Origin of the sequence: uncultured Vibrio sp. (genome assembly GCF_947488985.1) — a bacterium.
GTDB lineage: Bacteria > Pseudomonadota > Gammaproteobacteria > Enterobacterales > Vibrionaceae > Vibrio.
Map to the genome: position 1 here is coordinate 49,517 of NZ_CANLBV010000007.1, position 24,622 is coordinate 74,138.

Annotated in this window: 22 protein-coding genes; 18 read left to right on the top strand and 4 right to left on the bottom strand. The window is 46.5% G+C overall.

The window, feature by feature from the left end; genetic code table 11:
* Nucleotides 1-52 precede the first annotated feature (52 nt).
* The 15 genes from ispC (at nt 53) to Q1A70_RS02915 (ending at nt 17,802) form a co-directional block, all read left to right on the top strand.
* On the top strand, nt 53-1,261 hold the full coding sequence (gene ispC / locus Q1A70_RS02845) for a 1-deoxy-D-xylulose-5-phosphate reductoisomerase (RefSeq protein WP_299686808.1): 1,209 nt from the start codon (nt 53-55) through the stop codon (nt 1,259-1,261).
* A complete protein-coding gene (gene rseP, locus Q1A70_RS02850; RefSeq protein ID WP_299686810.1) occupies nt 1,258-2,616 on the top strand; it encodes a sigma E protease regulator RseP in 1,359 nt (452 codons plus the stop codon). The genes ispC and rseP overlap by 4 nt, the downstream gene beginning before the upstream one ends.
* Nucleotides 2,617-2,664: 48 nt before the next feature.
* Entirely contained in the window at nt 2,665-5,070 is a 2,406-nt protein-coding gene (gene bamA / locus Q1A70_RS02855) for an outer membrane protein assembly factor BamA (protein ID WP_299686812.1), read from the top strand.
* A gap of 27 nt (nt 5,071-5,097) precedes the next feature.
* Nucleotides 5,098-5,598: an OmpH family outer membrane protein gene (locus tag Q1A70_RS02860; RefSeq protein WP_299686868.1), complete on the top strand. Its 501-nt coding sequence runs from the start codon at nt 5,098-5,100 to the stop codon at nt 5,596-5,598.
* Nucleotides 5,599-5,603: 5 nt separating this feature from the next.
* Nucleotides 5,604-6,635, top strand: coding sequence for a UDP-3-O-(3-hydroxymyristoyl)glucosamine N-acyltransferase (lpxD, locus tag Q1A70_RS02865; RefSeq protein WP_299686814.1), 1,032 nt, complete (start codon nt 5,604-5,606; stop codon nt 6,633-6,635).
* A 94-nt stretch (nt 6,636-6,729) separates the two neighbouring features.
* Nucleotides 6,730-7,182, top strand: a complete 453-nt coding sequence (fabZ, locus tag Q1A70_RS02870; RefSeq protein WP_299686816.1) for a 3-hydroxyacyl-ACP dehydratase FabZ — start codon at nt 6,730-6,732, stop codon at nt 7,180-7,182.
* Nucleotide 7,183: 1 nt separating this feature from the next.
* Nucleotides 7,184-7,972 (top strand): acyl-ACP--UDP-N-acetylglucosamine O-acyltransferase, encoded by a 789-nt coding sequence (gene lpxA / locus Q1A70_RS02875; protein WP_299686818.1) that lies wholly within the window; start codon nt 7,184-7,186, stop codon nt 7,970-7,972.
* Nucleotides 7,973-8,100: 128 nt separating this feature from the next.
* Complete coding sequence (lpxB, locus tag Q1A70_RS02880) at nt 8,101-9,297, top strand: lipid-A-disaccharide synthase (RefSeq protein WP_299686820.1); 1,197 nt, start codon at nt 8,101-8,103, stop codon at nt 9,295-9,297.
* Between the two features lie 33 nt (nt 9,298-9,330).
* On the top strand, nt 9,331-9,951 hold the full coding sequence (rnhB, locus tag Q1A70_RS02885; RefSeq protein WP_076656881.1) for a ribonuclease HII: 621 nt from the start codon (nt 9,331-9,333) through the stop codon (nt 9,949-9,951).
* A gap of 113 nt (nt 9,952-10,064) precedes the next feature.
* Nucleotides 10,065-13,544 carry a DNA polymerase III subunit alpha gene (dnaE, locus tag Q1A70_RS02890; RefSeq protein ID WP_299686827.1) on the top strand — a complete coding sequence of 1,160 codons (3,480 nt, stop codon included), beginning with the start codon at nt 10,065-10,067 and terminating at the stop codon, nt 13,542-13,544.
* 45 nt (nt 13,545-13,589) lie between these two features.
* Nucleotides 13,590-14,549 (top strand): acetyl-CoA carboxylase carboxyl transferase subunit alpha, encoded by a 960-nt coding sequence (gene accA, locus Q1A70_RS02895; RefSeq protein ID WP_299686829.1) that lies wholly within the window; start codon nt 13,590-13,592, stop codon nt 14,547-14,549.
* Between the two features lie 133 nt (nt 14,550-14,682).
* Nucleotides 14,683-16,092, top strand: coding sequence for a tRNA lysidine(34) synthetase TilS (gene tilS / locus Q1A70_RS02900; RefSeq protein WP_299686831.1), 1,410 nt, complete (start codon nt 14,683-14,685; stop codon nt 16,090-16,092).
* A gap of 11 nt (nt 16,093-16,103) precedes the next feature.
* Entirely contained in the window at nt 16,104-16,427 is a 324-nt protein-coding gene (locus Q1A70_RS02905; RefSeq protein WP_299686833.1) for a cytochrome c, read from the top strand.
* A gap of 130 nt (nt 16,428-16,557) precedes the next feature.
* Nucleotides 16,558-16,896: a nitrogen regulatory protein P-II gene (gene glnB, locus Q1A70_RS02910; protein ID WP_299686836.1), complete on the top strand. Its 339-nt coding sequence runs from the start codon at nt 16,558-16,560 to the stop codon at nt 16,894-16,896.
* A gap of 60 nt (nt 16,897-16,956) precedes the next feature.
* Nucleotides 16,957-17,802 carry an endonuclease/exonuclease/phosphatase family protein gene (locus tag Q1A70_RS02915; protein WP_299686838.1) on the top strand — a complete coding sequence of 282 codons (846 nt, stop codon included), beginning with the start codon at nt 16,957-16,959 and terminating at the stop codon, nt 17,800-17,802.
* Nucleotides 17,803-17,913: 111 nt separating this feature from the next.
* Here the strand turns inward: Q1A70_RS02915 and Q1A70_RS02920 are convergent, their stop codons facing one another.
* From Q1A70_RS02920 to gloB, 3 genes are all read right to left on the bottom strand, one after another.
* On the bottom strand, nt 17,914-18,600 hold the full coding sequence (locus Q1A70_RS02920; protein WP_299686840.1) for a YIP1 family protein: 687 nt from the start codon (nt 18,598-18,600) through the stop codon (nt 17,914-17,916).
* Nucleotides 18,597-20,171, bottom strand: coding sequence for a LysM peptidoglycan-binding domain-containing protein (locus Q1A70_RS02925; RefSeq protein WP_299686842.1), 1,575 nt, complete (start codon nt 20,169-20,171; stop codon nt 18,597-18,599). The genes Q1A70_RS02920 and Q1A70_RS02925 overlap by 4 nt, the downstream gene beginning before the upstream one ends.
* 70 nt (nt 20,172-20,241) lie before the next feature.
* On the bottom strand, nt 20,242-21,000 hold the full coding sequence (gene gloB / locus Q1A70_RS02930; RefSeq protein ID WP_299686844.1) for a hydroxyacylglutathione hydrolase: 759 nt from the start codon (nt 20,998-21,000) through the stop codon (nt 20,242-20,244).
* 53 nt (nt 21,001-21,053) lie between these two features.
* On the opposite strand from gloB, the gene Q1A70_RS02935 reads away from it, so the two are divergent.
* Nucleotides 21,054-21,836, top strand: coding sequence for a class I SAM-dependent methyltransferase (locus tag Q1A70_RS02935; RefSeq protein ID WP_299686846.1), 783 nt, complete (start codon nt 21,054-21,056; stop codon nt 21,834-21,836).
* Nucleotides 21,837-21,954: 118 nt separating this feature from the next.
* On the opposite strand, the gene rnhA is transcribed toward Q1A70_RS02935, so the two are convergent.
* Nucleotides 21,955-22,419, bottom strand: a complete 465-nt coding sequence (gene rnhA / locus Q1A70_RS02940) for a ribonuclease HI (RefSeq protein WP_299686848.1) — start codon at nt 22,417-22,419, stop codon at nt 21,955-21,957.
* Between the two features lie 56 nt (nt 22,420-22,475).
* Between rnhA and dnaQ the strand changes: the two genes are divergently transcribed.
* Together dnaQ and Q1A70_RS02950 are read left to right on the top strand one after the other, a co-directional pair.
* Nucleotides 22,476-23,261, top strand: coding sequence for a DNA polymerase III subunit epsilon (gene dnaQ, locus Q1A70_RS02945; RefSeq protein ID WP_299686850.1), 786 nt, complete (start codon nt 22,476-22,478; stop codon nt 23,259-23,261).
* Between the two features lie 9 nt (nt 23,262-23,270).
* The gene (locus Q1A70_RS02950) at nt 23,271-24,515 is read left to right on the top strand and encodes a TIGR03503 family protein (protein WP_299686852.1); all 1,245 of its coding nucleotides are present in this window, start codon (nt 23,271-23,273) and stop codon (nt 24,513-24,515) included.
* The last annotated feature ends 107 nt before the right edge of the window (nt 24,516-24,622 follow it).

Consider the following 24,622-nt stretch of genomic DNA (forward strand, 5'->3'; position numbering starts at 1 on the left):
AGGGCAGTGATACTGCCTACTGCCCTTTATTACATTTCTACGGTCCTATGTGATGCGAAATTTAACTATCCTTGGCGCTACCGGTTCAATTGGTGCAAGTACACTAAAAGTTGTTGAACAAAACCCAGACCTTTATTCGGTCGTTGCACTGGCAGCTGGCTCGAATGTTGAAAAGATGCTGGTGTTAGTCAAAAAGTGGCAACCAAGCTATGTTGCTATGGCTTGCCCTGAGGCTGCATCTCAGTTAGCTGGAGCGTTGTCAGTGAGTCACCCTAACGTCCAAGTGCTATCCGGCTCAGAGGGTATATGTCAGGTCGCTTCTTTAGATGAAGTGGATACGGTGATGGCAGCGATCGTTGGGGCGGCGGGTTTGCTGCCTACGATGGCTGCAGTTAAGGCCGGTAAGCGTATTCTACTGGCTAATAAAGAAGCCCTGGTGATGTCTGGTCAGTTGTTTATCGACGCTGTCGAGCAGTACGGTGCTGAGCTACTTCCTGTCGACAGTGAGCATAATGCTATCTTCCAGTGCCTGCCGCAAAAGATACAAGCGAACTTAGGCCGTTGTGATTTAGCGAAGAGTGGTATTAGCCATATTCTTTTGACAGGCTCCGGTGGTCCTTTTCGATATACCGATGTTGCAGAGCTACAATCAGTAACACCTGAACGCGCGATCGCTCACCCTAACTGGTCGATGGGACCGAAGATCTCTGTCGACTCTGCAACGATGATGAATAAAGGCCTAGAGTACATTGAAGCTAAATGGTTATTCAATGCTTCTCAGGACCAATTAAAGGTGATTATTCATCCTCAATCTGTGATTCATTCTATGGTTCAGTACAAAGATGGCTCTGTACTGGCTCAAATGGGCGAACCTGACATGGCAACGCCTATTGCTCTGACCCTATCTTACCCTGAGCGCATTGACGCTGGTGTTAAACCTCTAGATTTTACCAAAGTGGGTGAGCTTACCTTTTTAGATCCAGACTTTAGCCGTTACCCATGTTTAAGGTTAGCGATAGAAGCGTGTTACTTGGGGCAGCACGCCACCACCGCAATTAACGCGGCCAACGAAATTGCTGTCGATGCTTTCTTGAACAAGCAAGTGAGGTTTACCGATATTGCTGTGATCAATGAGCATGTTATGGGGAAAGTATGTGAACAACATAACTCTGAGGGCTTAGACAGCTTGGAAAGCCTGCTTGAACTCGATAATATGTCTCGTCAAATCGCCATTCAATTTATTAAAGAGCAGCTAGCATGAGTGGAATTTTGTGGAACTTCGCCTCTTTTATCGTAGCGCTTGGCATTCTGGTTGCTGTTCATGAATTTGGACACTTTTGGGTTGCACGCCGCTGTGGGGTTAAGGTTGAAAAATTCTCGATTGGTTTTGGTAAATCAATCTGGAGTAAAGTGGGTCGTGACGGTATCGAATACAGCTTGTCGGTGATTCCATTAGGCGGCTACGTTAAGATGATTGATAGCCGTGTTGATGATATTCCAGAAGATCAGCAGCACTGCGCTTTTGATAAAAAACCTTTATGGAAACGCACCGCGATTGTCGGAGCGGGGCCTGCATTTAACTTTATCTTTGCTGTTTTTGCTTATTGGTTAGTTTTTTTGATCGGTGTCCCGGCGGTTAAACCTGTGATCGGTGAAGTCACTCCGCAATCTATTGCGGCACAAGCCGGAATTGAAACTGGAATGGAACTTAAATCTATTTCGGGAATCAAAACCGCAGATTGGGAATCCGTTAATATGGGGTTGATATCCCATATTGGTGATCAGTCCATGACTGTCACGGTCTCTTCACAAGACGATGTTGGCTTTGAGCAACAAATAACATTGGATATCTCAGACTGGTCATTCAACCCTGAAACAGAGTCGGCAATGACTACGCTGGGCTTTAGACCGTATTCTCCTGAGATATCGACAGTAATTGCTCAAGTGATTGATGGTGGTGCGGCACAGTCAGCAGGGCTTGAAGCTGGTGATAAGATTGTTGAAATCAATCAACTACCCATTGAGCAGTGGCAGTCAGTGGTTGAGTTAATTCGTTCTAACCCGATGACACCATTAAACCTGGTCATATTGCGAAACGGTGTTGAGCAGCCTCTGGTTATGACACCTAAAAGTCGTGAGCTCTCTGATGGTTTGACTATTGGTTACGCCGGTATTGCCCCTGAAGTCGCAGAATGGCCAGAAGATTATCGCTTTGAGTTACAATTTGGTGTAATTGAGTCTGTAGGGAAAGCCGTTGATAAAACAGGTCAAATCATTGGTTTGACGCTGACAATGCTTAAGAAGTTGGTCGTGGGTGATGTCGGCTTAAACAACTTAAGTGGCCCTATTTCCATTGCTAAAGGTGCTGGCACAACCGCAGACTATGGTCTGGTCTACTTCTTAGGCTTTTTAGCTCTGATCAGTGTTAACTTAGGTATTATTAATTTGGTTCCGCTGCCGATGCTGGACGGCGGACATTTGCTCTTTTTCGCTATTGAGGCCGTTACTCGCAAACCTGTCCCTGAAAAAGTTCAGGAGATGGGGTACAGAGTGGGAGGGGCAATCCTCTTCTCTTTGATGGCTCTAGCAATATTTAACGATTTTACTCGTCTGTGAATGGTTTATTACAGGCATTGGTAGTAGCAAGGAATAATTAGAATAAGTATGGCGATTAAGCAAATTCTGTTCGCAAGTTTATTGGCGACGAGTGTGGCCGCGAACGGAGCACAAAATTTTGTAGTTGAAGATATCAAGATCGAAGGCTTACAGCGTGTTGCACTCGGTGCGGCTCTACTGAAAATGCCAGTACGTATTGGTGATGAAGTGAGTGGTGGTGATGTCTCTGAGATCATTCGTGCACTTTATGCTTCAGGTAACTTTGAGGATGTGAAGGTTCTTCGTGATGAAGGTGTGTTGATTGTTCAAGTTAAGGAACGACCAACCATTGCCAGCATCTCATTCTCGGGTAACAAGGCGATCAAAGAAGAGCAACTCCAGCAGAACCTTGATGCCTCTGGCGTGCGTGAAGGTGAAGCCCTTGATCGTACCGCGCTGAGTAATATCGAAAAAGGTCTTGAAGACTTTTATTATAGCGTAGGTAAATACAATGCGACCGTTCAAGCGGTAGTTACCCCATTGCCACGTAACCGTTCAGACCTGAAGTTTGTCTTTACTGAAGGCGTTTCTGCGAAAATTCAACAAATCAACTTTATCGGCAACGAAGTTTTCTCTGATGCAGAGCTTCTTAGCCGTTTCAATCTCAACGTTGATGTCGCATGGTGGAACTTTCTTGCGGATGATAAATACCAGAAGCAAGTTTTAGCGGGTGATATCGAAGCGCTCAAATCTTACTACCTTGACCGAGGTCACCTTAAGTTTAAGGTAGACTCGACTCAGGTTGCGATCTCTCCAGATAAGAAAGGCGTTTATATTACGCTGGGTATTGATGAAGGTGAGGCTTACACCGTGAAAGGTGTCGACTTCCGTGGTGAGTTGATTGGCCGTGAGGCTGACTTCGAAGCATTAGTACCGTTTGAAGACGGAGATACCTACAACGGCTCTGCGGTGACGTCTCTAGAAGAGAACGTGAAACGAATTCTTGGAGAGTCAGGTTATGCCTACCCACAAGTTCGTACTATTCCTGAGTTTGACGATGAAACCAAACAGGTATCACTATTGATCAATGTAGAAGCGGGCAACCGTGTCTACGTACGTGATATTCGTTTTACCGGGAATAACTCGACCAAAGATGAAGTTTTGCGTCGTGAAATGCGTCAAATGGAAGGCAACTGGCTCAACTCTAAAGCTATTGATACCGGTAAGGGGCGTCTAAACCGTCTAGGTTTCTTCGAAACGGTTGACGTACAAACGGTGCGTGTACCTGGCAGTGAAGATCAAGTCGATTTGGTTTATGACGTTAAGGAAGCGAACTCAGGCAGCATCAACTTTGGTGTGGGCTACGGTACGGAATCCGGTGTCAGTTTCCAAGTGGGTCTACAACAGGATAACTTTGCGGGTTCAGGTAACCGTGTCGGCGTAAGTGCTATGGTCAACGATTACCAAAAGAACGTGAGCTTAGACTACCGAGATCCTTACTGGAACCTTGACGGTGTCAGTTTAGGCGGTAAGGTCTTCTACAACGAATTTGAAGCTTCTGAAGCTGATATTATTGACTATACCAATGAAAGTTATGGTGCGAGCCTGACATGGGGTTTCCCTATGGATGAGCTTAACCGAATCGAATTTGGTGGTGGTTATACGCACAACAAGATTGGTAATGTACCGACTTATGTGCAAGCGATTCAATTCGCGAGAAGTATCGGCCAATATGGTGACGAGCACATCTTAACCAACGACTTCGATATCAATATCTCTTGGACGCGCAACAACCTTAACCGTGGTTATTTCCCAACTGCGGGTAATCACCAGCGTGCCTTTGTCAAAATGACGGTACCAGGCTCTGGCGCTCAGTACTTTAAGGGCCAGTACGACATAAAAAATTACATACCGGTGACCAAAAATCATGAGTTCTCTCTATTGATGCGTGGTCGACTAGGTTATGGTAATGGCTATGGTCAAACCGATGGTAACGATAACCTGTTCCCGTTCTACGAGAACTATTACGCGGGTGGTTTCACCACGCTGCGTGGTTTTGGCTCTAATTCGGCTGGCCCTAAAGCGGTTTATGGCAGCAGCACGGGTAACAACCCGACGTACAGCTCTGCAACCGATGATTCTGTTGGTGGTAATGCCATTGCATTGGCAAGCCTTGAGTTAATCGTACCAACGCCATTTGCATCGGATGAAGCACGAAGCCAAATTCGAACCAGCGTTTTTATTGATGCAGCAAGTGTGTGGGATACCGAGTTTGTGGATCGTGGCGCTCCAACTAGTGGTGGTAAGTACTATCAGGATTTCTCTGATCCAACGAACTACCGTGCATCTTATGGTGCTGCACTGCAATGGATGTCACCGATGGGCCCATTGGTTTTCTCTCTTGCAAAACCACTTAAAAGTTACGAAGGTGATGATGAGGAAGTCTTCACATTCACCATTGGTCAAACATTCTAATATCTGAAGGACAATATTTTGAAACATATGATTAAAGCAGCCGGTCTAGGCCTTGTAGTTCTTAGCTCTTCTTTCTTTGCAACCGCTGCAGAAGCCGCACAAAAAGTCGGCTATGTAAATACGGCACAAGTCTTCCAAGCTTTACCTCAGCGTGAAGTTGTTCTTCAAAAGATGCAGGAAGAGTTTAAAGACAAAGCGGCAGAACTGCAGAGCATTCAAGCGGAAGCTCAAACCAAGATGGAAAAGCTTCAGCGTGATGGTGAGCTGTTAGGTCCAGAAGAAGTTGAGAAGCTTCGCATTGAACTTGGTCAACTAGACAGCAAATACAAAATCAAGGCTCAAGCTCTAGAGAAAGCTAGCCAGCGTCGTGAAGCTGAAGAGAAGCAGAAGCTGTTCCAAGTGATTCAAGATGCTGTAACGGAAGTTGCGGATAAAGAAGGCTATGACATGATTGTTGATATCCAAGCGCTGCAATACGGCAAGCCTGAATACAACATCTCTGAGCAAGTAATTAAAGCACTGAAATAAGTTTTATGAAGAATCTGACTTTAGCCGAATTGGCAACGATTACCGGGGGAGAACTGCACGGAGACGGTAGCATTACTGTTTCATCGGTGGCTCCTATGGATAAAGCGCAAGAAGGTAACATTACGTTCCTTTCTAACGTGAAGTACAGCAAGCATCTAGGTGACTGTAAAGCATCCGCTATTATGGTTAAAGAGAGCGAGCGCGAACTGTGTAATGGCAATGTGATTGTGGTCAGCGACCCATACGTTGCGTTTGCTAAGGTTGCTCAAGCGCTTGATACTACTCCAGCACCGGCTGCGGCTATTGCTGATTCAGCTTCGATTGCGAGCGATGCAACACTTGGACAAAATGTGTCTATTGGTGCGAACGCCGTGATTGAGTCTGGTGTTGTTCTTGGTGACGATGTGATCATCGGTGCTGGTTGTTTTATCGGTAAAAACGCAAAGATTGGCGCTAGCACTAAGCTTTGGGCTAACGTCAGCGTTTACCATGAAGTCGTGATTGGTGAAGCATGTTTGATCCAGTCAAGCACGGTTATTGGCTCTGATGGCTTCGGTTACGCGAATGAGAAAGGTGAGTGGGTGAAGATCCCGCAAGTCGGTTCGGTTCGTATTGGTAACCGCGTAGAAATTGGCGCGTGTACTACCATTGATCGTGGCGCATTAGACGACACAATTATTGAAGACAACGTTATCCTAGATAACCAGCTTCAGATTGCTCACAATGTTCACATTGGATATGGTTCAGCGCTTGCTGGTGGTACTATTATTGCGGGTAGTACGACGATCGGTAAGTACTGTATTATTGGCGGTGGTAGTGTGATCAATGGTCACATTGAAATCACGGACGGCGTAACGATCACTGGTATGGGTATGGTCATGCGCAGTATCACTGAAAAAGGCATGTACTCTTCGGGCATCCCTTTACAGCCAAATAGAGATTGGCGTAAAACCGCTACTCGTGTACATCGTATTGATGAGATGAACAAGCGTTTGAAAGCCGTTGAAAAGCGTATTGATAAGAGCGCGGATTCATAATTATAGCATTTCTAATAAAAGGCTCGCGTATAGCGAGTCTTTTTCGTTTATAATCCTTCTAATTAAATAAAAGAATACATATAGGAATACGACTTTGACTACTGAACAGACAACGATGAACATCACTGAAATTCAGGAACTATTACCTCATCGCTACCCATTCTTAATGATTGATCGTGTTACTAGCTTCGAAAAAGAAAAGACACTGACCGCGATTAAAAATGTCTCTGTTAACGAACCTCAGTTTACTGGCCACTTCCCACAACTTCCTGTTTTTCCAGGTGTGTTGATCTTAGAAGCCATGGCACAAGCAACCGGTCTTCTTGCATTTAAATCGTTCGGTGCGCCTTCTGGCAATGAGCTTTACTACTTTGCTAGTGTCGATAAAGCAAAATTCCGTAAGCCAGTTGTCCCTGGCGATCAACTGATTATCGAAGTTGAATTCTTAAAAGAGCGCCGTGGTATTGCATCGTTCAACGGTGTCGCTAAAGTCGACGGCGTGGTTGTATGTTCAGCTGAACTTAAATGTGCTCGTAGAGAGTTTTAATATGATTCATGAAACAGCGAAAATTCACCCGGCAGCAGTGATTGAGGGTGATGTTACTATCGGTGCTAACGTGACCGTTGGGCCTTTCACTTACATTGCTGGTAACGTGACCATTGGTGACGATACGGAAGTAATGTCACACGTTGTGATTAAAGGTCACACGACGATAGGTAAAGAAAACCGTATCTTTCCGCATGCTGTCATTGGTGAAGAAAATCAAGATAAGAAATACGGCGGCGAAGAGACGACAGTTGTGATCGGTGATCGCAACGTGATTCGTGAGGCGGTTCAGATCCACCGTGGTACGGTACAAGACAAAGCAACCACAGTGATTGGTGATGACAACCTGCTGTGTGTCAATGCGCACGTCGCGCACGATGTGATTGTAGGTAACCACACTCATATTGGTAACAACGCGATCTTAGGTGGTCACGTTACCGTTGGTGACTACGCCGGTGTCATGGCACTTTCTGCGATTCACCCATTCTGTTCAATTGGCGCTTATGCATACATTGGCGGCTGCTCTGCGGTTGTTCAAGATGTACTGCCATACGTGCTTGCTCAGGGGAATCACGCCGCGCCATTTGGTCTAAACTTAGTAGGCTTGAAGCGTAACGGATTCGAAAAACCTGAAATCCGAGCGCTACAGAAAGCGTACAAAGAGTTATACCGTTCAGGTAAAACACTTGAAGAAGCGAAAGTATCTTTGGGCGAAATGGCGAAAGAGTTTGCTTCAGTGACTCCTATGCTAGAAATGCTAGAGAGCTCTGAGCGCGGTATTATTCGTTAATACTTGATAGGATTGCTTGGCAATCATATTAAGCTTGAATAATGACTGACTTTGATTGGTATAACAAAAAGATCGCTACTTAATTAGGCGATCTTTTTTGTTTTCGGCGAGAAGGGAATTGGAAAACTATGGCACATCAAGAAGCAGCAACCAATAGTTCGGACTTCGTTTCGAATGCACCACTGCGCGTAGGTATTGTCGTTGGTGAACTGTCGGGCGATACATTAGGGGAAGGCTTTATCAAAGCTATCAAGGCACAATACCCTAATGCTGAGTTTGTTGGTATTGGCGGGCCGAAGATGAAGGCGCTCGGTTGTGAGTCTCTTTTCGAGATGGAAGAGTTGGCCGTCATGGGTTTAGTTGAAGTGCTTGGCCGTTTACCTCGCTTGTTAAAAGTAAAAGCCGAGCTGGTGAAGTATTTTACTCAAAACCCACCCGATGTGTTTGTGGGTATTGACGCGCCCGACTTTAACATAAGACTTGAGTTGGATCTTAAGAACGCTGGCATTAAAACGGTGCATTACGTGAGTCCTTCGGTATGGGCTTGGCGTCCGAAGCGCATCTTTAAAATCGACAAGGCAACCGATTTGGTATTGGCTTTCCTGCCTTTCGAAAAAGCCTTTTACGATAAATATAACGTTGCCTGCGAGTTTATTGGTCATACATTAGCAGACGCGCTCCCTTTAGAGCCGAACAAGCAACAGGCTCGTGAGCTTTTAGGTTTAGCGCAAGATAAGCAGTGGTTGGCGGTATTACCGGGCAGTCGTGGTGGTGAAATGAGTTTGATTGCTCAGCCATTTATTGAAACTTGCCAACGCATTAAACAGAAATACCCGGATATTAACTTTGTGGTCGCGCTCGTGAATGAACAGCGTAAAAACCAGTTTACTGAGATCTGGCAATCGACGGCACCTGAGCTTGAATTCACGCTAGTGGAAGACACCGCAACCAATGTAATAACCGCAGCTGATTCTGTTTTGCTGGCTTCGGGCACGGTAGCGCTAGAATGTATGTTGTTAAAACGTCCTATGGTTGTTGGCTACAAGGTCAATAAGCTGACGGGCTACATTGTGAAAAAGTTAGCGATCACCGAGTTTGTATCCCTACCTAACATTCTGGCAGGTGAAGAAATCGTAAAAGAGCATATTCTTGAACAGTGCCACCCAGATTTCTTGTTTCCGTCGGTCGATAAGATGTTATCCGCTGACAACCGTGCGCTGATTGAGCGCTTTACCGAGATGCATCACTGGATCCGCAAAGATGCAGATACACAAGCAGCCAACGCGGTATTGAAGTTGATTGACCGACCTTTTGTTGAAGCATAAAGCGCTTATTTACAGAACATTAAGAGATGAGTTATGGCAGTAAAAGAGAAAAAAGAACTTCCTCCATTTGAGTATCCGCAAGGCTACCAACTGTTTGCAGGGGTTGATGAAGTAGGGCGCGGACCATTGGTCGGCGATGTGGTGACCGCTGCGGTTATTCTCGACCCTAACAATCCCATCGAAGGCTTGAACGACTCAAAGAAATTGTCTGAGAAAAAACGCCTTGCGCTGCTTCCTGAAATCAAAGAGAAAGCCTTAGCGTGGTCTGTTGGGCGCTGTTCTCCACAAGAAATTGATGAGTTGAACATCCTACAAGCGACCATGGTTGCGATGCAGCGTGCTATCGCTGGGTTGAGCGTTCAACCGGATATGGCACTCATTGACGGAAACCGTGTTCCTCAACTTCCGATGGATGGGCTTGCTGTGGTCAAAGGTGACTTGCGAGTGGCAGAGATCAGTGCGGCATCGATTATTGCGAAAGTGGTTCGAGATCAAGAGATGGAAGAACTCGATAAACTTCACCCAGAGTTTGGTTTTGCCAAACACAAAGGTTACCCGACCAAAGCGCATTTCGAAGCGATTGAAAAACATGGCGTAACTGAGCATTACCGCAAGAGCTTTAAGCCAGTAAAACGTATTCTTGGCATAGATTAGAGTTTTACGTAAACCAGAGCTAGGCATCGAATAAAGTTGCTTAGTTGCGCTAGAAAAAAATAAAATACACACAGTTGTAACCCTAGGCTGAAGCCTAGAACTCAGGAAAAATAATGTCAGATCCAAAGTTTGTTCACCTACGCGTACACAGTGACTTTTCGATGGTGGATGGCCTCTCTAAGGTGCCGCCGTTAGTTAAAAAAGTCGCTGCAATGGGTATGCCCGCTCTAGCACTGACCGATTTTACCAACCTGTGTGGTTTGGTTAAGTTCTACGGTACAGCCCATGGGTGTGGGGTTAAACCTATTATTGGTGCTGACTTCCTAATGCAGTCTCCAGAATTTGGTGATGAACTGACCAAGCTGACAGTATTGGCAACGGATAACAAGGGCTATAACAACCTCACATTACTGATTTCAAAAGCTTACTTACGCGGTCATGTGCAGCATCAACCAGTAATTGATAGAGAGTGGTTGATCGAGAACGCCGAAGGGCTAATTCTATTATCCGGCGCAAAAGATGGGGAGATCGGGAAAGCCTTGCTTAAGGGTAACCGGGAGCTGGTGGCAAGCAGTGTTGAGTTCTATAAAACCTACTTTGCCGATCGCTTTTACCTCGAACTGATTCGAACTGGTCGTCCGGATGAAGAGACTTATCTGCACTTTGCACTGGAACTTGCAGAGCAACAAGACTTGCCTGTGGTAGCGACCAATGAAGTAGTGTTCTTAACCGAAGATTTGTTTGATGCCCATGAAATCCGCGTAGCGATCCACGATGGTTACACCATGGTCGATCCGCGTCGTCCAAAAAATTACAGCGCCCAACAGTATCTTCGTAGCGAAGAAGAGATGTGTGAGCTGTTCTCAGACATTCCAGAAGCGCTAGAAAACAGTGTTGAGATTGCCAAGCGTTGTAACGTGACCGTTCGTTTGGGTGAATACTTCTTGCCTAACTTCCCGACCGAAGGTTTGGCGATTGAAGACTTCTTGATCAAGAAATCTGAAGAAGGTCTTGAACGACGTTTGGCGTTCCTATTCCCGGACGAAAAAGTTCGTGCTGAGCGCAGACCAGAATATGATGAGCGACTCAAGGTAGAGCTCGAAGTTGTCAATAACATGGGTTTCCCAGGTTACTTCTTGATCGTAATGGAGTTCATCCAATGGTCAAAAGATAATGATGTGCCAGTAGGCCCAGGCCGTGGCTCGGGTGCGGGTTCATTGGTGGCTTACGCGCTTGATATCACCGACCTTGACCCACTTGAATACGATCTGCTTTTCGAACGTTTCTTGAATCCAGAACGTGTATCCATGCCCGATTTCGATATCGACTTTTGTATGGATAAGCGTGACCAAGTTATTGATCACGTTGCGGAAATCTACGGTCGTGATGCGGTTTCTCAGATCATTACCTTTGGTACCATGGCGGCAAAAGCGGTAATCCGTGATGTTGGCCGTGTACTGGGTCACCCATTTGGCTTTGTGGATCGTATTTCAAAGCTTGTACCACCCGATCCGGGAATGACGCTAGAGAAAGCGTTCCTTGCCGAGCCTGCATTGCCAGAGCTGTACGATGCTGATGAAGAAGTTCGTGAGCTGATTGATAAGTGTCGCATCCTTGAAGGTTGTACGCGAAATGCGGGTAAACACGCGGGTGGTGTTGTTATCTCACCGACCACGATCACCGATTTTGCGCCAATCTATGCCGATGCAGACGGCAACTTCCCAGTTACGCAATTCGATAAAAATGACGTTGAAACTGCCGGCTTGGTTAAGTTCGATTTCTTGGGTCTACGTACCTTGACCATCATCGACTGGGCATTAGGCCTAGTCAATCCTCGCTTAGCAAAAGAGGGTAAAGATCCGATTCGTATTGAGTCCATTCCGTTGGATGACCAAGCATCGTTTAACCTATTACAAAATTCGGAAACGACAGCGGTATTCCAACTGGAATCGCGCGGTATGAAAGACCTGATCAAACGTCTACAGCCGGACTGTTTTGAAGATATTATCGCATTGGTAGCCCTGTTCCGTCCGGGTCCTCTGCAATCAGGCATGGTAGATAACTTTATCGACCGTAAACACGGCCGAGAAGCGGTGTCGTACCCTGATGAAACATGGCAACACGAATCGCTTAAAGATACACTCGAACCTACCTACGGCATCATCCTGTATCAAGAACAGGTAATGCAAATCGCACAGATCCTTGCTGGCTATACGCTTGGCGGAGCGGATATGTTGCGTCGTGCGATGGGTAAGAAAAAGCCAGAAGAGATGGCGAAACAGCGTGGCACCTTTAAAGAGGGGGCTGAAGCCAATGGGGTTGATGGCGAACTAGCCATGAAAATCTTTGACTTGGTAGAGAAGTTTGCGGGTTACGGCTTTAACAAGTCGCACTCAGCAGCCTACGCACTGGTTTCTTATCAAACACTATGGCTGAAAACCCACTACCCAGCGGAGTTTATGGCGGCGGTAATGACCGCAGATATGGATAACACAGAGAAGGTCATTGGCCTTGTCGACGAGTGTTTACGTATGAAGCTCAAGCTGCTTCCGCCAGATATTAACTCGGGTCTATATCGCTTCAATGTTGATGATGACGGGGCGATTGTTTATGGCATCGGCGCGATCAAAGGGGTCGGTGAAGGTCCGATTGAAGCAATCATTGAGTCGCGAAATAAGGGCGGTTATTTTAAAGACTTATTCGATTTCTGTGCACGTATTGATTTAAAGAAAGTGAACAAGCGTGTGATTGAAAAGTTGATTCTATCCGGAGCGTTAGATAGATTAGGTCCTCACCGCGCGGCAATGATGGCTTCCTTGCCGGATGCAGTAAAGGCGGCCAGCCAATATCACCATGCCGAGTCTTTCGGTCAATCTGATATGTTTGGTGTTTTGACGGATGCGCCGGAAGAGGTCGAGCACAAGTATACTCAAGTACCTAAATGGCCTGAAAAGGTTTGGTTAGAAGGCGAGCGTGAAACATTGGGCTTGTACCTGACGGGTCACCCGGTGAATGCTTACATCAAAGAGCTGGCTAAATACACCAGCTGCCGCTTGAAAGATGCCACGCCAACGCGTCGCGATCAATCACTCACGATTGCCGGTTTAGTGATTGCTGCGAGGGTGATGACCACCAAACGAGGCACTCGAATCGGTTTGATGACATTGGATGACCGATCCGGCCGCATGGAAGTGATGTTGTTCTCTGATGCGCTCGATCGCTATGCCGAACTGCTCGAAAAAGACAAAATAGTGGTCGTTTCGGGACAGGTCAGCTTTGATGACTTCAATGGTGGGCTTAAAATGTCCGCGCGCGAGGTCATGGACTTAGGTAGCGCCCGTGAAAAATATGCTCGTGGGGTATCGATATCCATCGATCAATCTCAGATAAATGGTCAATTTTTTGAACGCTTTAGTCAAATCTTAGAACCTTATAGAGCAGGAACGGTCCCGGTCAATGTATACTACCAGCGTGCCGACGCTAGAGCGCGGTTAACTTTGGGCACAGAGTGGCGTGTGACGCCAAGTGATACATTACTAGACGAATTAAAACAGCTACTTGGAAACAGCCAAGTAGAACTCGAATTTAACTAAAATTTAGCTTCGCTGGTGCGGAGCTGAATCAACAAGGATTCATAGATGAGCCTGAACTTTCTAGAATTTGAAAAGCCTATCGCTGAACTTGAAGCAAAAATCGAAGCGCTACGTGACGTATCGCGTCACGGTGGTGAAACTGCGGTAGATCTAGACAAAGAAATCGAACAGCTAGAGAAAAAAAGCTTAGAGCTTAAACAGAAAATCTTTAGTGACTTAGGGGCATGGCAGGTCGCACAACTTGCTCGCCACCCTCAACGTCCTTACACCAAAGATTACCTGGAGCATGCATTCACAGAGTTTGAAGAGATGGCGGGCGATCGCGCATACGCTGACGACAAAGCAATTGTGGGTGGTATGGCTCGTCTAAATGGCCGTCCTGTTATGGTTATTGGTCACCAGAAAGGTCGCGAGACTAAAGAGAAAGTGATCCGCAACTTTGGTATGCCTAAGCCAGAAGGTTACCGTAAGGCACTGCGCTTAATGGAAACCGCTGAGCGTTTCAACATGCCTATCATTACTTTCATCGATACCGCAGGAGCATATCCTGGTGTCGGTGCTGAAGAGCGTGGTCAATCGGAAGCTATCGCTAAAAACCTAAAAGTGATGGCTGGCCTTTCAGTTCCAGTTATCTGTAACGTTGTGGGTGAGGGCGGCTCTGGTGGTGCACTCGCGATTGGTGTGGGTGACTATGTGAACATGCTTCAATACTCTACGTACTCAGTGATCTCTCCAGAAGGTTGTGCTTCAATCCTATGGCGCGATTCAGACAAAGCACCGCAAGCCGCTGAAGCTATGGGCCTGATTGCACCGCGTCTTAAAGAGCTTGAGCTTATCGACGAAATCATTCCTGAGCCGCTAGGTGGCGCGCACCGCGACCCTGCACAAACGGCTCAGAATATGAAAGATATGCTAGTTAAGCAGCTAGAAGAGCTAGAGCAGTTTGATAACGAAACGCTGCTTGAGCGTCGTTACCAGCGTCTAATGAGCTACGGTTACTGCTGATAACTGATCAGTTGCCTTGCGATAAGGCTAACGATACGAACAAGTTGATGAAAGGGTTGGACTCAGTACCAACCCTTTTTTATTATTAAAAATATTGTCCCTTCTCATTAGAATTCACGGTTCACTAGGCCTCATGACTCACTTAATCGAAACCTTCACCTCTGTTCTTCATCAAAGTGCACTTACCCCTAGTCGGTTGGTTGTTGCTTTCAGTGGCGGTGTTGACTCTAGAGTGTTGTTGGAACTGGCGACTCAATACGCTCAATTACATGGTCTAGAGTGCTGCGCGATACACGTTCATCATGGATTAAGTCACAATGCTGAACACTGGGCAGAGCAGTGCCAAGCGTGGTGTGATGCTTTGTCGGTATCCTTGTTCATTGAACGAGTCTCACTAGATATCAATAGTGGCGAGAGTATTGAAAAGCTGGCTCGCGATGCACGATACCAAGCCTTCAAACAGCATATTCGAGCGGGGGATGTGTTACTGACGGGCCAGCACATTGATGATCAGCTTGAGACCTTCCTGTTAGCATTAAAGCGCGGCAGTGGCCCTAAGGGACTCTCTTCTATGGCACAAGTCATGCCCTTTGCTGAGTCTTTCATTGTTCGTCCTCTGCTGTCTGTGACTCGCTCGGACATTGAAGCGTCGGCGCAGGATAGGGGACTGGCTTGGGTTGAAGATGAGAGTAATCAAGACGTTCGTTTTGATCGTAACTTTATTCGTCATCAAATCACTCCGACACTAACTGAGCGTTGGCCGAGCTTCCGAGAGTCGGTCAGCCGCAGTGCTCAACTGTGTGCAGAGCAGGAGTTACTGCTCGATGAACTGCTTGAGTCTCATTTACAGCAAGCGTTAGATACTTGCCAGAGCCAGAGCCAGAGCCAGAGCCAGAGCCAGAGCCAGAGCCAGAGCCTAAGTATCGAGGTATTGTCTCAGCACTCTGCTTTGCTGCGAGCCCGTTTGTTAAGGATGTGGTTAAGTCATTGTCATCAATCGATGCCGAGCCAAAAGCAGCTCAGGCTTATCTGGGACGAAGTGGCCTGTGCCCAAGCTGACGCCAATCCTAAATTAGTGTTGAACAGTGTCGAGGTTAGGCGTTTCAACCATAGACTTTATTTGGTACAACAAACCAAAGATTTATCGGGTTGGCAGGGGGACATCACCATGGGTGAGCATATGCGGCTCCCTGATGGTTTAGGTGATCTTCACTTGACGTCGCTATCGAGTGATGCTGTGATTCCTCTCTCTGATAAGCTAAGCTTTTGCCTGACCAGTATTCAAGGAACACTGCGCGTGATCTTTGATCCTGAGGGATTATCGGCGCACCCGATTGGACGCGGGCATAGTCGGAAGCTCAAAAAGCTTTTTCAGGAGTATCAAGTGCCAAGTTGGTTACGACGTAGAACGCCGATACTCATGGATGGCGATCGAGTGATCGCTGTTTTAGGCTTATTCGTAGATAAAAATTACCAAGGTCAAGATTGTGAAGTTATCTGGAGCAAGTCGAATCCGTTTGTGACACAATTTGATGTGAATTAAAAAAATAATTAATGGAATATGCAATGAAGAAAATGACACTAGGATTAGTTCTTGGATTTGGACTATTGAGTGGTAGCGTTCTGGCTGCTGATGTTGCTGCCGGTCAGGCTAAAGCGGCTATTTGTGCGGCCTGTCATGGCGCAGATGGTATCGCAATGATCCCGGGTTACCCAAACCTTAAGGGGCAAAACGAGCAGTACATCGTTTCATCTATCAACGCGTACAAAACCAAACAGCGCACGGGTGGCTTAGCCGCCGTGATGCAGGCTCAAGCGTCAATGCTGAGTGATGATGATATCGCTAACTTAGCAGCGTACTACGCAAGCCTAAAGTAATAACTTCTCAACGTGTTGATTTAACAAGATCATAATTTTCGAGCCAGAGCTTTAAAGCTCTGGCTTTTTTGATTGAATGTTTACTATCGCTAACCGATAATGAGTCATTCGTAAAGTTAAAGGGATGAACATGAAAAAGATTGAAGCCATTATCAAGCCATTCAAACTTGATGACGTACGTGAGGCGCTTGCAGAAGTCGGTATTACGGGTATGACAGTATCTGAAGTAAAAGGCTTTGGACGTCAGAAAGGTCATACTGAGCTGTATCGCGGTGCAGAGTACATGGTCGATTTTTTACCAAAGGTTAAGTTAGAGATTGTTGTGACCGACGAAGTCGCTGATCAATGTGTTGATACCATTATCGAAACATCTCAAACTGGTAAAATTGGCGACGGTAAAATCTTCATCACTGACGTTGAACGCGTAGTACGTATTCGTACTGGTGAAGAAGACGAAGACGCCGTATAAAAAAACTATTACCCTAAAAGGAGCGTTTATCGCTCCTTTTTCATTTCTGGTAGGGTTTATATGTTCAAGAAAACCATCATTGCTATCACATTATTGCTATTACTGGTTATTGTCAGCTTTCATTTTATTTTCGTGATCCCTCAGCAACCCAATCTGATCGCTTCCTCTCCAAGTACCAGCAACGATACCTATAGTTGTTATCAAAATTCAGCCCCCAAAGCGATTGATGTGTCAAACGGGCTAAGCCTCACGGTGTGGAATATCTATAAGCAAGGTCGCCGCAACTGGCAGAGCGAACTGAATAAACTGACGGCAGGCCGTGATTTCGTCTTGTTGCAAGAGGCGAGCATGACAGAAGAGCTTCGCCAGTGGGTGACCAGTGGTCAGTGGGGAAGTATCCGTGTTAATGCTTTTAAAGCTTTTGAACACAGCGCTGGGGTTCTTAATCTCGCTACGCATTTACCGAGTGAAGCGTGTGCGTATACGCATGAAGAGCCTTGGCTGCAACTGCCCAAGTCGGCACTTTGGTCGCGCTACCAGTTGAGCAACGGTGAAGAGTTGGCGGTGATTAACATCCATGCGGTGAACTTTACCTTTGGTACCGAAGATTATGCAGACCAGATCAAGAGTTTGACTGACAATCTGCAAGAGTATCGTGGGCCTGTTATTTTTGCAGGGGATTTCAATAGCTGGAGTGAAGCACGCTTTGCTGTGTTGAAGGACGCGTTGCAACAGGTCGGTTTGACCGAGGTGGTGTTTGAGCCTGATAACCGCACTCAGTTTATGACAGGGTTGGTGCTTGACCATATATTTTATCGAGGTTTAGAGGTCGAAAAAGCACAAGCGCCCTTAACGGACGCTTCTGATCACAACCCAATGCAAGTGACGTTTAAGGCTAAAGAGTAAGTAGACATTAATCATTAACTATGGGCGATTAACCAATCGAAATAGCCATTGCAAGGAAGTGACTTAGGGACAATAAGGCGAGTGAGTTTTCGCTCGCCTTATCTATTCAGCTTAAAAGATTAAAATGTAGAGCGCCCAGATTAGGTAGTAGCCAATCCATGGCAAGCCAGCGATGACCAGTGCTTGGCCACGTTCAAACTCAGTCCACGTCAATACGGCTGCATACCCCAGTACTATGTACCATGGCAATAACAGTGGCAATGAGCTGGCAAACTGCGACCAATCATTAGTCAGCGGTAACTTGATTAAGCCGTTTAAGCTATTCAAATCAGCCGCATAGTTCATCACTTGGCCATGCTTGAGTATTAGGCTTGCGTAGCTTGCTATATCACCTAAAACCGCAGGGAACATCACAGCTGATGAAGCGGCAAACCATCGCCAATAACTGTGCTGATGCTGACTAGGCTTAGTGGCAAGATGAAACCAGAAAGCCAACATAGCGATGGCGAGCGTACGACCAAACACATCGCTGATGATTTCACTCGCCAGTAAGGTATTGCTGTCTAGTAACGCCAGTTGGTCAGGGTTGGTTTGAGACAACTGTTGCGATAACTCGGCGCTTAGCCACGTAAAATCGACATTTGAAAAATAGGCACCCCAAAATATAAATGGGCTAACTATCAATACAATGTAGGGCTGCCACCCCCAAGCGCTTCGTTGATAAAGCGCTAAGAAACAAGCGGTTGGAGAGCGAAAGATATCCAACAACATGACGAGTGGGTTGCTTGACGGACTCATACACTGACCTTAGTGACATCCACATACAGCTTGAGTTTTTGCCCTGGCTGTAGGTATTTCTTGTTCTGTAGCGTATTCCACTTCACAACATCAGAGCTATTTACTTTGAATTTTGAGGCGATTCCACTCACCGTGTCACCCGATCTTACGTTGTAGAAGATAGTACGTATGATGGCACCGTCGGAATCATTCTTCCAGATCACCAGCTCTTGACCAATTCTAAGTGTGTCACGTGGCCCCATACCATTCCATTTGGCAATCGATTGATGAGAGACCTTATTTGCACGTGCAATCGTCCATAGACTATCACCACTTTGTATTATATGAGTTAACTTATGTTGACCGCGACTTTGTGACTGTGTGCTTGCTAGACGGTTTGAAGCGCTCAGTGTGTATGTCTTGTCATCTTTGGTTGAGGTTGGGATCAGCAGTTGCTGACCAATACGAATATTGTCGTTACTCAAACCGTTTGCCGAGCGGATCACTTTACTGGTGGTGCTGTATTTGCTCGCCAGTACGCTGATGCTGTCACCCGATTGAACCTTATAGCGTACCAGCTTCATGCCCTTACCCTTATTGGCAGCCACTTCTTTGTTGAACTTATCAACCGCACTTAAAGGAAGCATTAATTGTTGGTACTTTTCTGGCGCTGTTGCCCACTGGTTATAAGCCGGGTTGTAGCCTTGTAGCTCTTTAACTGGAATGCCTGCGTAGTTAGCGGCAATGGCTAAATCAAGCTGTTCATCAGGGTTAACCTGAGTCAGTACTGGCTGGTTAGGTATCGCAGGAATGTCTATACCATACTTTTCTTGGTTGGCCATCACGTCAGCCAGAGCAAGGAGTTTGGGCACATAGCTGCTGGTCTCTTTTGGTAAATCTAGAGAGAAGAAGTCGGTAGGCTTACCAAGGTTTCTGTTTTTACGGATCGCACTGTTTACTCGACCACCGCCACTGTTGTAGGCCGCAATAGCGTGCTGCCAGTCACCATCAAAGCGTCGGTTGAGATCGGATAAGAAATCTAACGCGGCATCGGTTGATGCGGCGACATCACGGCGACCGTCATACCAGAAGTTCTGCTCTAGTCCGTAATCTTTGGCCGTGCCAGAAATGAATTGCCATAAGCCCGCCGCACTGCCATGAGAGTAGGCAAACGGGTCGAACGAACTTTCAACAACCGGCAATAATGCGAGCTCAAGTGGTAGACCTCTTTCTTCAATCTTTTCTGTGATCAAATAAAGGAAGGGCTCAGCACGCTTGGAAACGGTTTTGAGGTGGCTAGGGTGTTTTAGGTACCAAGTGCGGTAGTAGTCGACTTTCTTGTGGTCTGGCACTTCCATTTCAAGTTGCATCGCAATGCGCTTCCAAACATCTTCTTGTGTTTGTGGCGTTACGACAGGTGCTTCAACCTTTGGTTGCTCTTTTACCACAGGTTCAGCGGAAACCTTAGGTTGAGAAATTTCTTTGGTCGTCGGTGTGTTGGTTTGCTCGGAAACGTGGTCTTGATCTTCTGACTGAGTTAATTGGCAACCAGAAAGTAGTAGTACCAAAGCCCAGCCGTACTTAACTCGCATGTTACAGCCTTTTTTATAAACGGTTGCTGATAATACTTGTCACTCCCTATGAGTGACAAGTCTGTATTTGTTAAAATTCGTTCTTCCACACACGTAAAGCGGTGAACACTGACAACGGATCGGCCTGCTCGGTACGATTAGATACTGATTTCACTACACTTGGTTCGGTGGAGCGCAAGAAAGGGTTGATCAATTTTTCTTGTCGTAAATTTGTCGGCAAGGTCGACTTATTTTGAGCGCGAAGTCGGTTTACTTGATCGCGATATTGCTGTAGATGTTGGTTATCAGGTTCAACCGCCAGTGCGAAAGCGACATTAGCTGCTGTGTATTCATGTGCACAATAGACTTCCGTTTCTTGAGGAAGCGCCGTGATCTTGTTCAGTGCATCAAACATTTGTTGTGGGGTGCCCTCCATGATTCGGCCGCAGCCCGCTGAAAATAGTACATCACCACAAAACAACTTGGCATCACCGACATAACCGATGTGGCCTGCAGTATGCCCGCTTAGCCCTAGAACAAGGAATATCTCATCAAACAACTCTAGCTGATCACCATCATCCACTGGATGAGTTAAGGTAGGGATAGGCTCATTCTGTGGGCCCACAACATCAACCCCGGGAAATTGTCGAACCAGCTCTGGAACGCCACCAATGTGATCATGGTGGTGGTGTGTAATCAAGATTGCATCTAAAGTTAGCTGATGGTGCGCTAAGTACTCTAACACTGGAGTCGCATCACCAGGGTCGACGACAGCACAACGGCGATCGCTATTTTGAATCAGCCAGATGTAATTATCGTTAAATGCAGGTATGCTTTTGATATGTAACATTATTGTTTCTCCAGTCACTTTTAGTGATACAGAATAAGTGAGACCGATTATTGATGAAGCCAGCGCGTAGCAGTAAGAAGTTTGAGCGTCCTTATACTTGGGCACAATTGCACAATGGGGACTGGTTGAGAGAGTCTATTCAGACTCGACTCGATGAATGGTGCCCAAAGCTATTTGGCTACCATATGCTCAAGCTCGGCGGTCTCAGCTGTGAGATTTCTAGCTGCACATGCAACATTCAACATCAAGTAAACCTAGATATCCAGAACCCATTACATAATGTGGTAGCGGATGGTTATAATTTACCCTTTTTGGAGAAAAGTTTTGATGTTGTGGTGCTGAGTCATCAATTAGATTATAACAACGACCCACATCGGCTATTAAGAGAGGTCGACCGAGTGATGATGGATGATGGCTATATTATTATCACTGGCTTTAATCCGTTGAGTGTCACGGGGCTTGCTAGTTTGATGCCTTGGCGTAAGCATAGCTTGCCTTGGAGTGGGCGCATGTACACCCCTAGCCGAATTAAAGACTGGTTAGGTGTCCTTAATTATGAAGTGATCCATTGTGATACCTATGCACTGTTTCCTATGAGTAAGTATCAAGCGATGTGGACTTGGTTAGAGAACTGCTTAGGTGGCTGTGCATCCTTCGCCGGAAGCCAGTATTTTATCGTCGCTCGCAAGCGCACTTACCCGCTTAAACCTATCAAGCCACATTGGCACCTTAAACGGCGCTTCTCGCCTGTTGGCGCAAGCTTTCGAACCAACACGCGTCGTACATTGGATTCAGCCAAAGCGTCATGCCCGCTAAAAAATCGCCATATCCGTTAAAATCAGAAAAAGCCGACGAGTGGTCGGCTTTTCATCTGTCAGTTCGGTTAGAAATTATTAATCAGTTTAAGTGATTCTGATTTGGTTTCTGAAATGTGCGTCTCATTTTAAAAGACGATTAATTGGGATGGTAGCCGCTATCTTCTTGAGTTGGATTTTCTGCGGCGTTTCTGGCTAAATCATCACACATTTCGTTTTCTCGGTGGCCTGCGTGCCCTTTAACCCAGCGCCAATCAACATCATGGCGCGCGGTTTCTTTGTCGAGCCTTTGCCACAGGTCGGCGTTTTTCACCGGCTTCTTATCGGCGGTTTGCCAGTTTCGTTTTTTCCAGTTATGAATCCACTGCGTGATGCCTTGGCGTACATATTGGCTATCTGTGGTCAGAATCACCGAGCAAGGCTCTTTAAGCGCTTGAAGAGCCACGACAGCAGCCAGCATTTCCATTCGGTTATTGGTGGTTAGGGTGAAGCCCTCTGCAAGTGTTTTCTCGACTTTTTTATAGCGCAGTACGATCCCGTAGCCGCCAGGACCGGGGTTGCCTAAACACGAACCATCCGTGAAAATTTCAACTTGTTTCGTCATGATTTGATACTATTACCTCAAGCACATTATCGGCATAGTCTGACACAGTTATCCTTATGAATACCAGTAGCACTCCAGAACAACGCTCTCCCGAAGAAACGAGCGCGAACGAAAAAAACAGTTCAAACGAAAATAAGCGTATTGTCGTACTCGATACCGAAACCACCGGTATGAATACCGAAGGCGGCCCTCATTATCTCGGGCACCGCATTGTCGAGATCGGTGCGGTAGAGATCATCAACCGTAGGCTGACCGGGCGTCATTTCCATGTCTACATCAAGCCCGATCGTGCGATTCAAGAAGAGGCGATTGGCGTTCACGGTATTACTGATGAATTCTTAGTTGATAAGCCAGAATATCAAGACATACATAAAGAGTTTCTCGACTTTATCAAAGGTGCTGAGCTGGTGGCTCACAATGCGCCCTTCGATACTGGCTTTATGGACTATGAGTTTGAGAAGCTAAACCCAGCGATTGGTAAAACAGATGACTACTGTAAAGTTACCGATACCTTGGACATGGCAAAAAAGATATTCCCGGGTAAAAGAAACAACCTCGATATCTTATGTGACCGTTATGGCATTGATAACTCGCATCGTACTCTCCACGGCGCATTGCTCGATGCGGAGATCCTAGCCGACGTCTACCTATTGATGACGGGTGGTCAAACGTCGTTACAATTTAACGCTGGTCAGCAGGAAGGCGAAGCCGAAAGCATACGAAGAGTAGAAAGTGGTCGAAAATCTCTAAAGGTTTTACGAGCGACGGCCGATGAAGTAGAAGCGCATCAAAGTCGTTTAGATCTCGTCGAGAAAAGCGGAAGCTGCCTCTGGCGTCAGTAGGGAGAAACTATGTTAAGGGTATTGGCTACCGGTTTATTGCTGTTGAGCTTTAGTTTACAAGCGGCAACAGAGTCGGTAATGAGCTTATTGGATAACCGATTTAGAGTGGATCCAAGTATAGAGCAGATCACCTTTGTGGTGTATCGAGCCGATAACTCTAAACCCGTCGTTTTGGTGCGTCCTGACGGCAAGAAATACTATTCGTGGCGCAACGCTGATAATGTCCGCTGGTATCAAGAATCGTCAATGGACATTATTTCTATTGACAATCCAATGCCCGGCCCTTGGCAAGCGATAGGCAAAGTTTCCCCTAAGAACAATATCAAACTCCTATCTAACCTTGCTTTGGGTGTCGATGAGTTTCCCGATAAGCTCTATCAAACTGAGCGCCTTAAATTTACCGCTCGTCTGACATCTGACAGTCAGCCTCTGGTGCTACGTGATTTTCTCGAACGCGTTAAACTGAAGGTGACCTTTACTAAGTTTGTTGAAAATGAAGAATCCTTGATCAAAGAGGCGCGTCCGGTTCCCGTGGTAATGGGTGAATTTGCTGATGATGGCGTTGATCTTGACGAAGTCGCCGGAGATGGTGTGTTCACGGTGTCGTTGCCGATCGACATTGAACCGGGTAAGTACCGAGCTCGAATCACTTCGGGCAATGGCGTATTTTTGCGAGCACAAGAGCAAGAGGTGTTGGTCTATCCAACCCCTATCACGACGACTCTGACTCAGTCTCGTAAAGAGGGAGTACCGCATACTATCGCGGTGACTGGTGAGCTGGGGGTGATAGCGCCGGGCTCGTTAGCAGTTCACATTGAGCACCAGTCCCCAGATGAGTATGTGATTTATCCGCAAGGCCAAGCCGACGTCGATGCGGTGGCGGTACCGATAAATATACCTCATACAGGACGTGTCGGCATTTATAACTGGTCGGGGATGGTTTACGCCACCGATGTCTCCAGTCAACGCTCGCTGATTTTTCCTATTAGCGAACAGTCATACAGTGTGGTTGAAGATATCGATGTCGTTGAGTCTCAACGCATGAAAGCGCAAGCACTCGCCGAGCAACAACGCATCGCGACCGAGCGAATGATACTGCAGAAGCGGGAACAAGAAAGGCAGCGCAGTATGGTGATTATTGCAGTGGGCAATGTGCTCGCCATTCTACTGGGGGTGCTGATTTGGCTTGTGATGCGTAAAGTGAGGGCGAAGAAGAACGCTCAGCCAGAGATGCAACTCAAAGCGCCTAAGTAATGTGAGTTATCTTGATATATAGCCTCAATAGCGCCGGCATTAAAGTTTGTGATAAGGAATAAAAAAAGGCTCCGCAACTGCGGAGCCTGATAAACTTTTCGAGCCCT

Bases quoted from the DNA above. Each gene is read 5' to 3' on its own strand.
- rseP (WP_299686810.1), top strand. From the start codon at position 1,258: ATGAGTGGAATTTTGTGGAACTTCGCCTCTTTTATCGTAGCGCTTGGC.
- dnaE (WP_299686827.1), top strand. From the start codon at position 10,065: ATGTCAGATCCAAAGTTTGTTCACCTACGCGTACACAGTGACTTTTCG.
- Q1A70_RS02935 (WP_299686846.1), top strand. From the start codon at position 21,054: ATGAAGCCAGCGCGTAGCAGTAAGAAGTTTGAGCGTCCTTATACTTGG.
- Q1A70_RS02925 (WP_299686842.1), bottom strand. From the start codon at position 20,171: ATGCGAGTTAAGTACGGCTGGGCTTTGGTACTACTACTTTCTGGTTGC.
- tilS (WP_299686831.1), top strand. From the start codon at position 14,683: ATGACTCACTTAATCGAAACCTTCACCTCTGTTCTTCATCAAAGTGCA.
- Q1A70_RS02905 (WP_299686833.1), top strand. From the start codon at position 16,104: ATGGAATATGCAATGAAGAAAATGACACTAGGATTAGTTCTTGGATTT.
- rnhB (WP_076656881.1), top strand. From the start codon at position 9,331: ATGGCAGTAAAAGAGAAAAAAGAACTTCCTCCATTTGAGTATCCGCAA.
- lpxD (WP_299686814.1), top strand. From the start codon at position 5,604: ATGAAGAATCTGACTTTAGCCGAATTGGCAACGATTACCGGGGGAGAA.
- accA (WP_299686829.1), top strand. From the start codon at position 13,590: ATGAGCCTGAACTTTCTAGAATTTGAAAAGCCTATCGCTGAACTTGAA.
- bamA (WP_299686812.1), top strand. From the start codon at position 2,665: ATGGCGATTAAGCAAATTCTGTTCGCAAGTTTATTGGCGACGAGTGTG.
- ispC (WP_299686808.1), top strand. From the start codon at position 53: ATGCGAAATTTAACTATCCTTGGCGCTACCGGTTCAATTGGTGCAAGT.
- lpxA (WP_299686818.1), top strand. From the start codon at position 7,184: ATGATTCATGAAACAGCGAAAATTCACCCGGCAGCAGTGATTGAGGGT.
- dnaQ (WP_299686850.1), top strand. From the start codon at position 22,476: ATGAATACCAGTAGCACTCCAGAACAACGCTCTCCCGAAGAAACGAGC.
- Q1A70_RS02950 (WP_299686852.1), top strand. From the start codon at position 23,271: ATGTTAAGGGTATTGGCTACCGGTTTATTGCTGTTGAGCTTTAGTTTA.
- lpxB (WP_299686820.1), top strand. From the start codon at position 8,101: ATGGCACATCAAGAAGCAGCAACCAATAGTTCGGACTTCGTTTCGAAT.
- glnB (WP_299686836.1), top strand. From the start codon at position 16,558: ATGAAAAAGATTGAAGCCATTATCAAGCCATTCAAACTTGATGACGTA.
- Q1A70_RS02860 (WP_299686868.1), top strand. From the start codon at position 5,098: ATGATTAAAGCAGCCGGTCTAGGCCTTGTAGTTCTTAGCTCTTCTTTC.
- gloB (WP_299686844.1), bottom strand. From the start codon at position 21,000: ATGTTACATATCAAAAGCATACCTGCATTTAACGATAATTACATCTGG.
- Q1A70_RS02920 (WP_299686840.1), bottom strand. From the start codon at position 18,600: ATGAGTCCGTCAAGCAACCCACTCGTCATGTTGTTGGATATCTTTCGC.
- rnhA (WP_299686848.1), bottom strand. From the start codon at position 22,419: ATGACGAAACAAGTTGAAATTTTCACGGATGGTTCGTGTTTAGGCAAC.
- Q1A70_RS02915 (WP_299686838.1), top strand. From the start codon at position 16,957: ATGTTCAAGAAAACCATCATTGCTATCACATTATTGCTATTACTGGTT.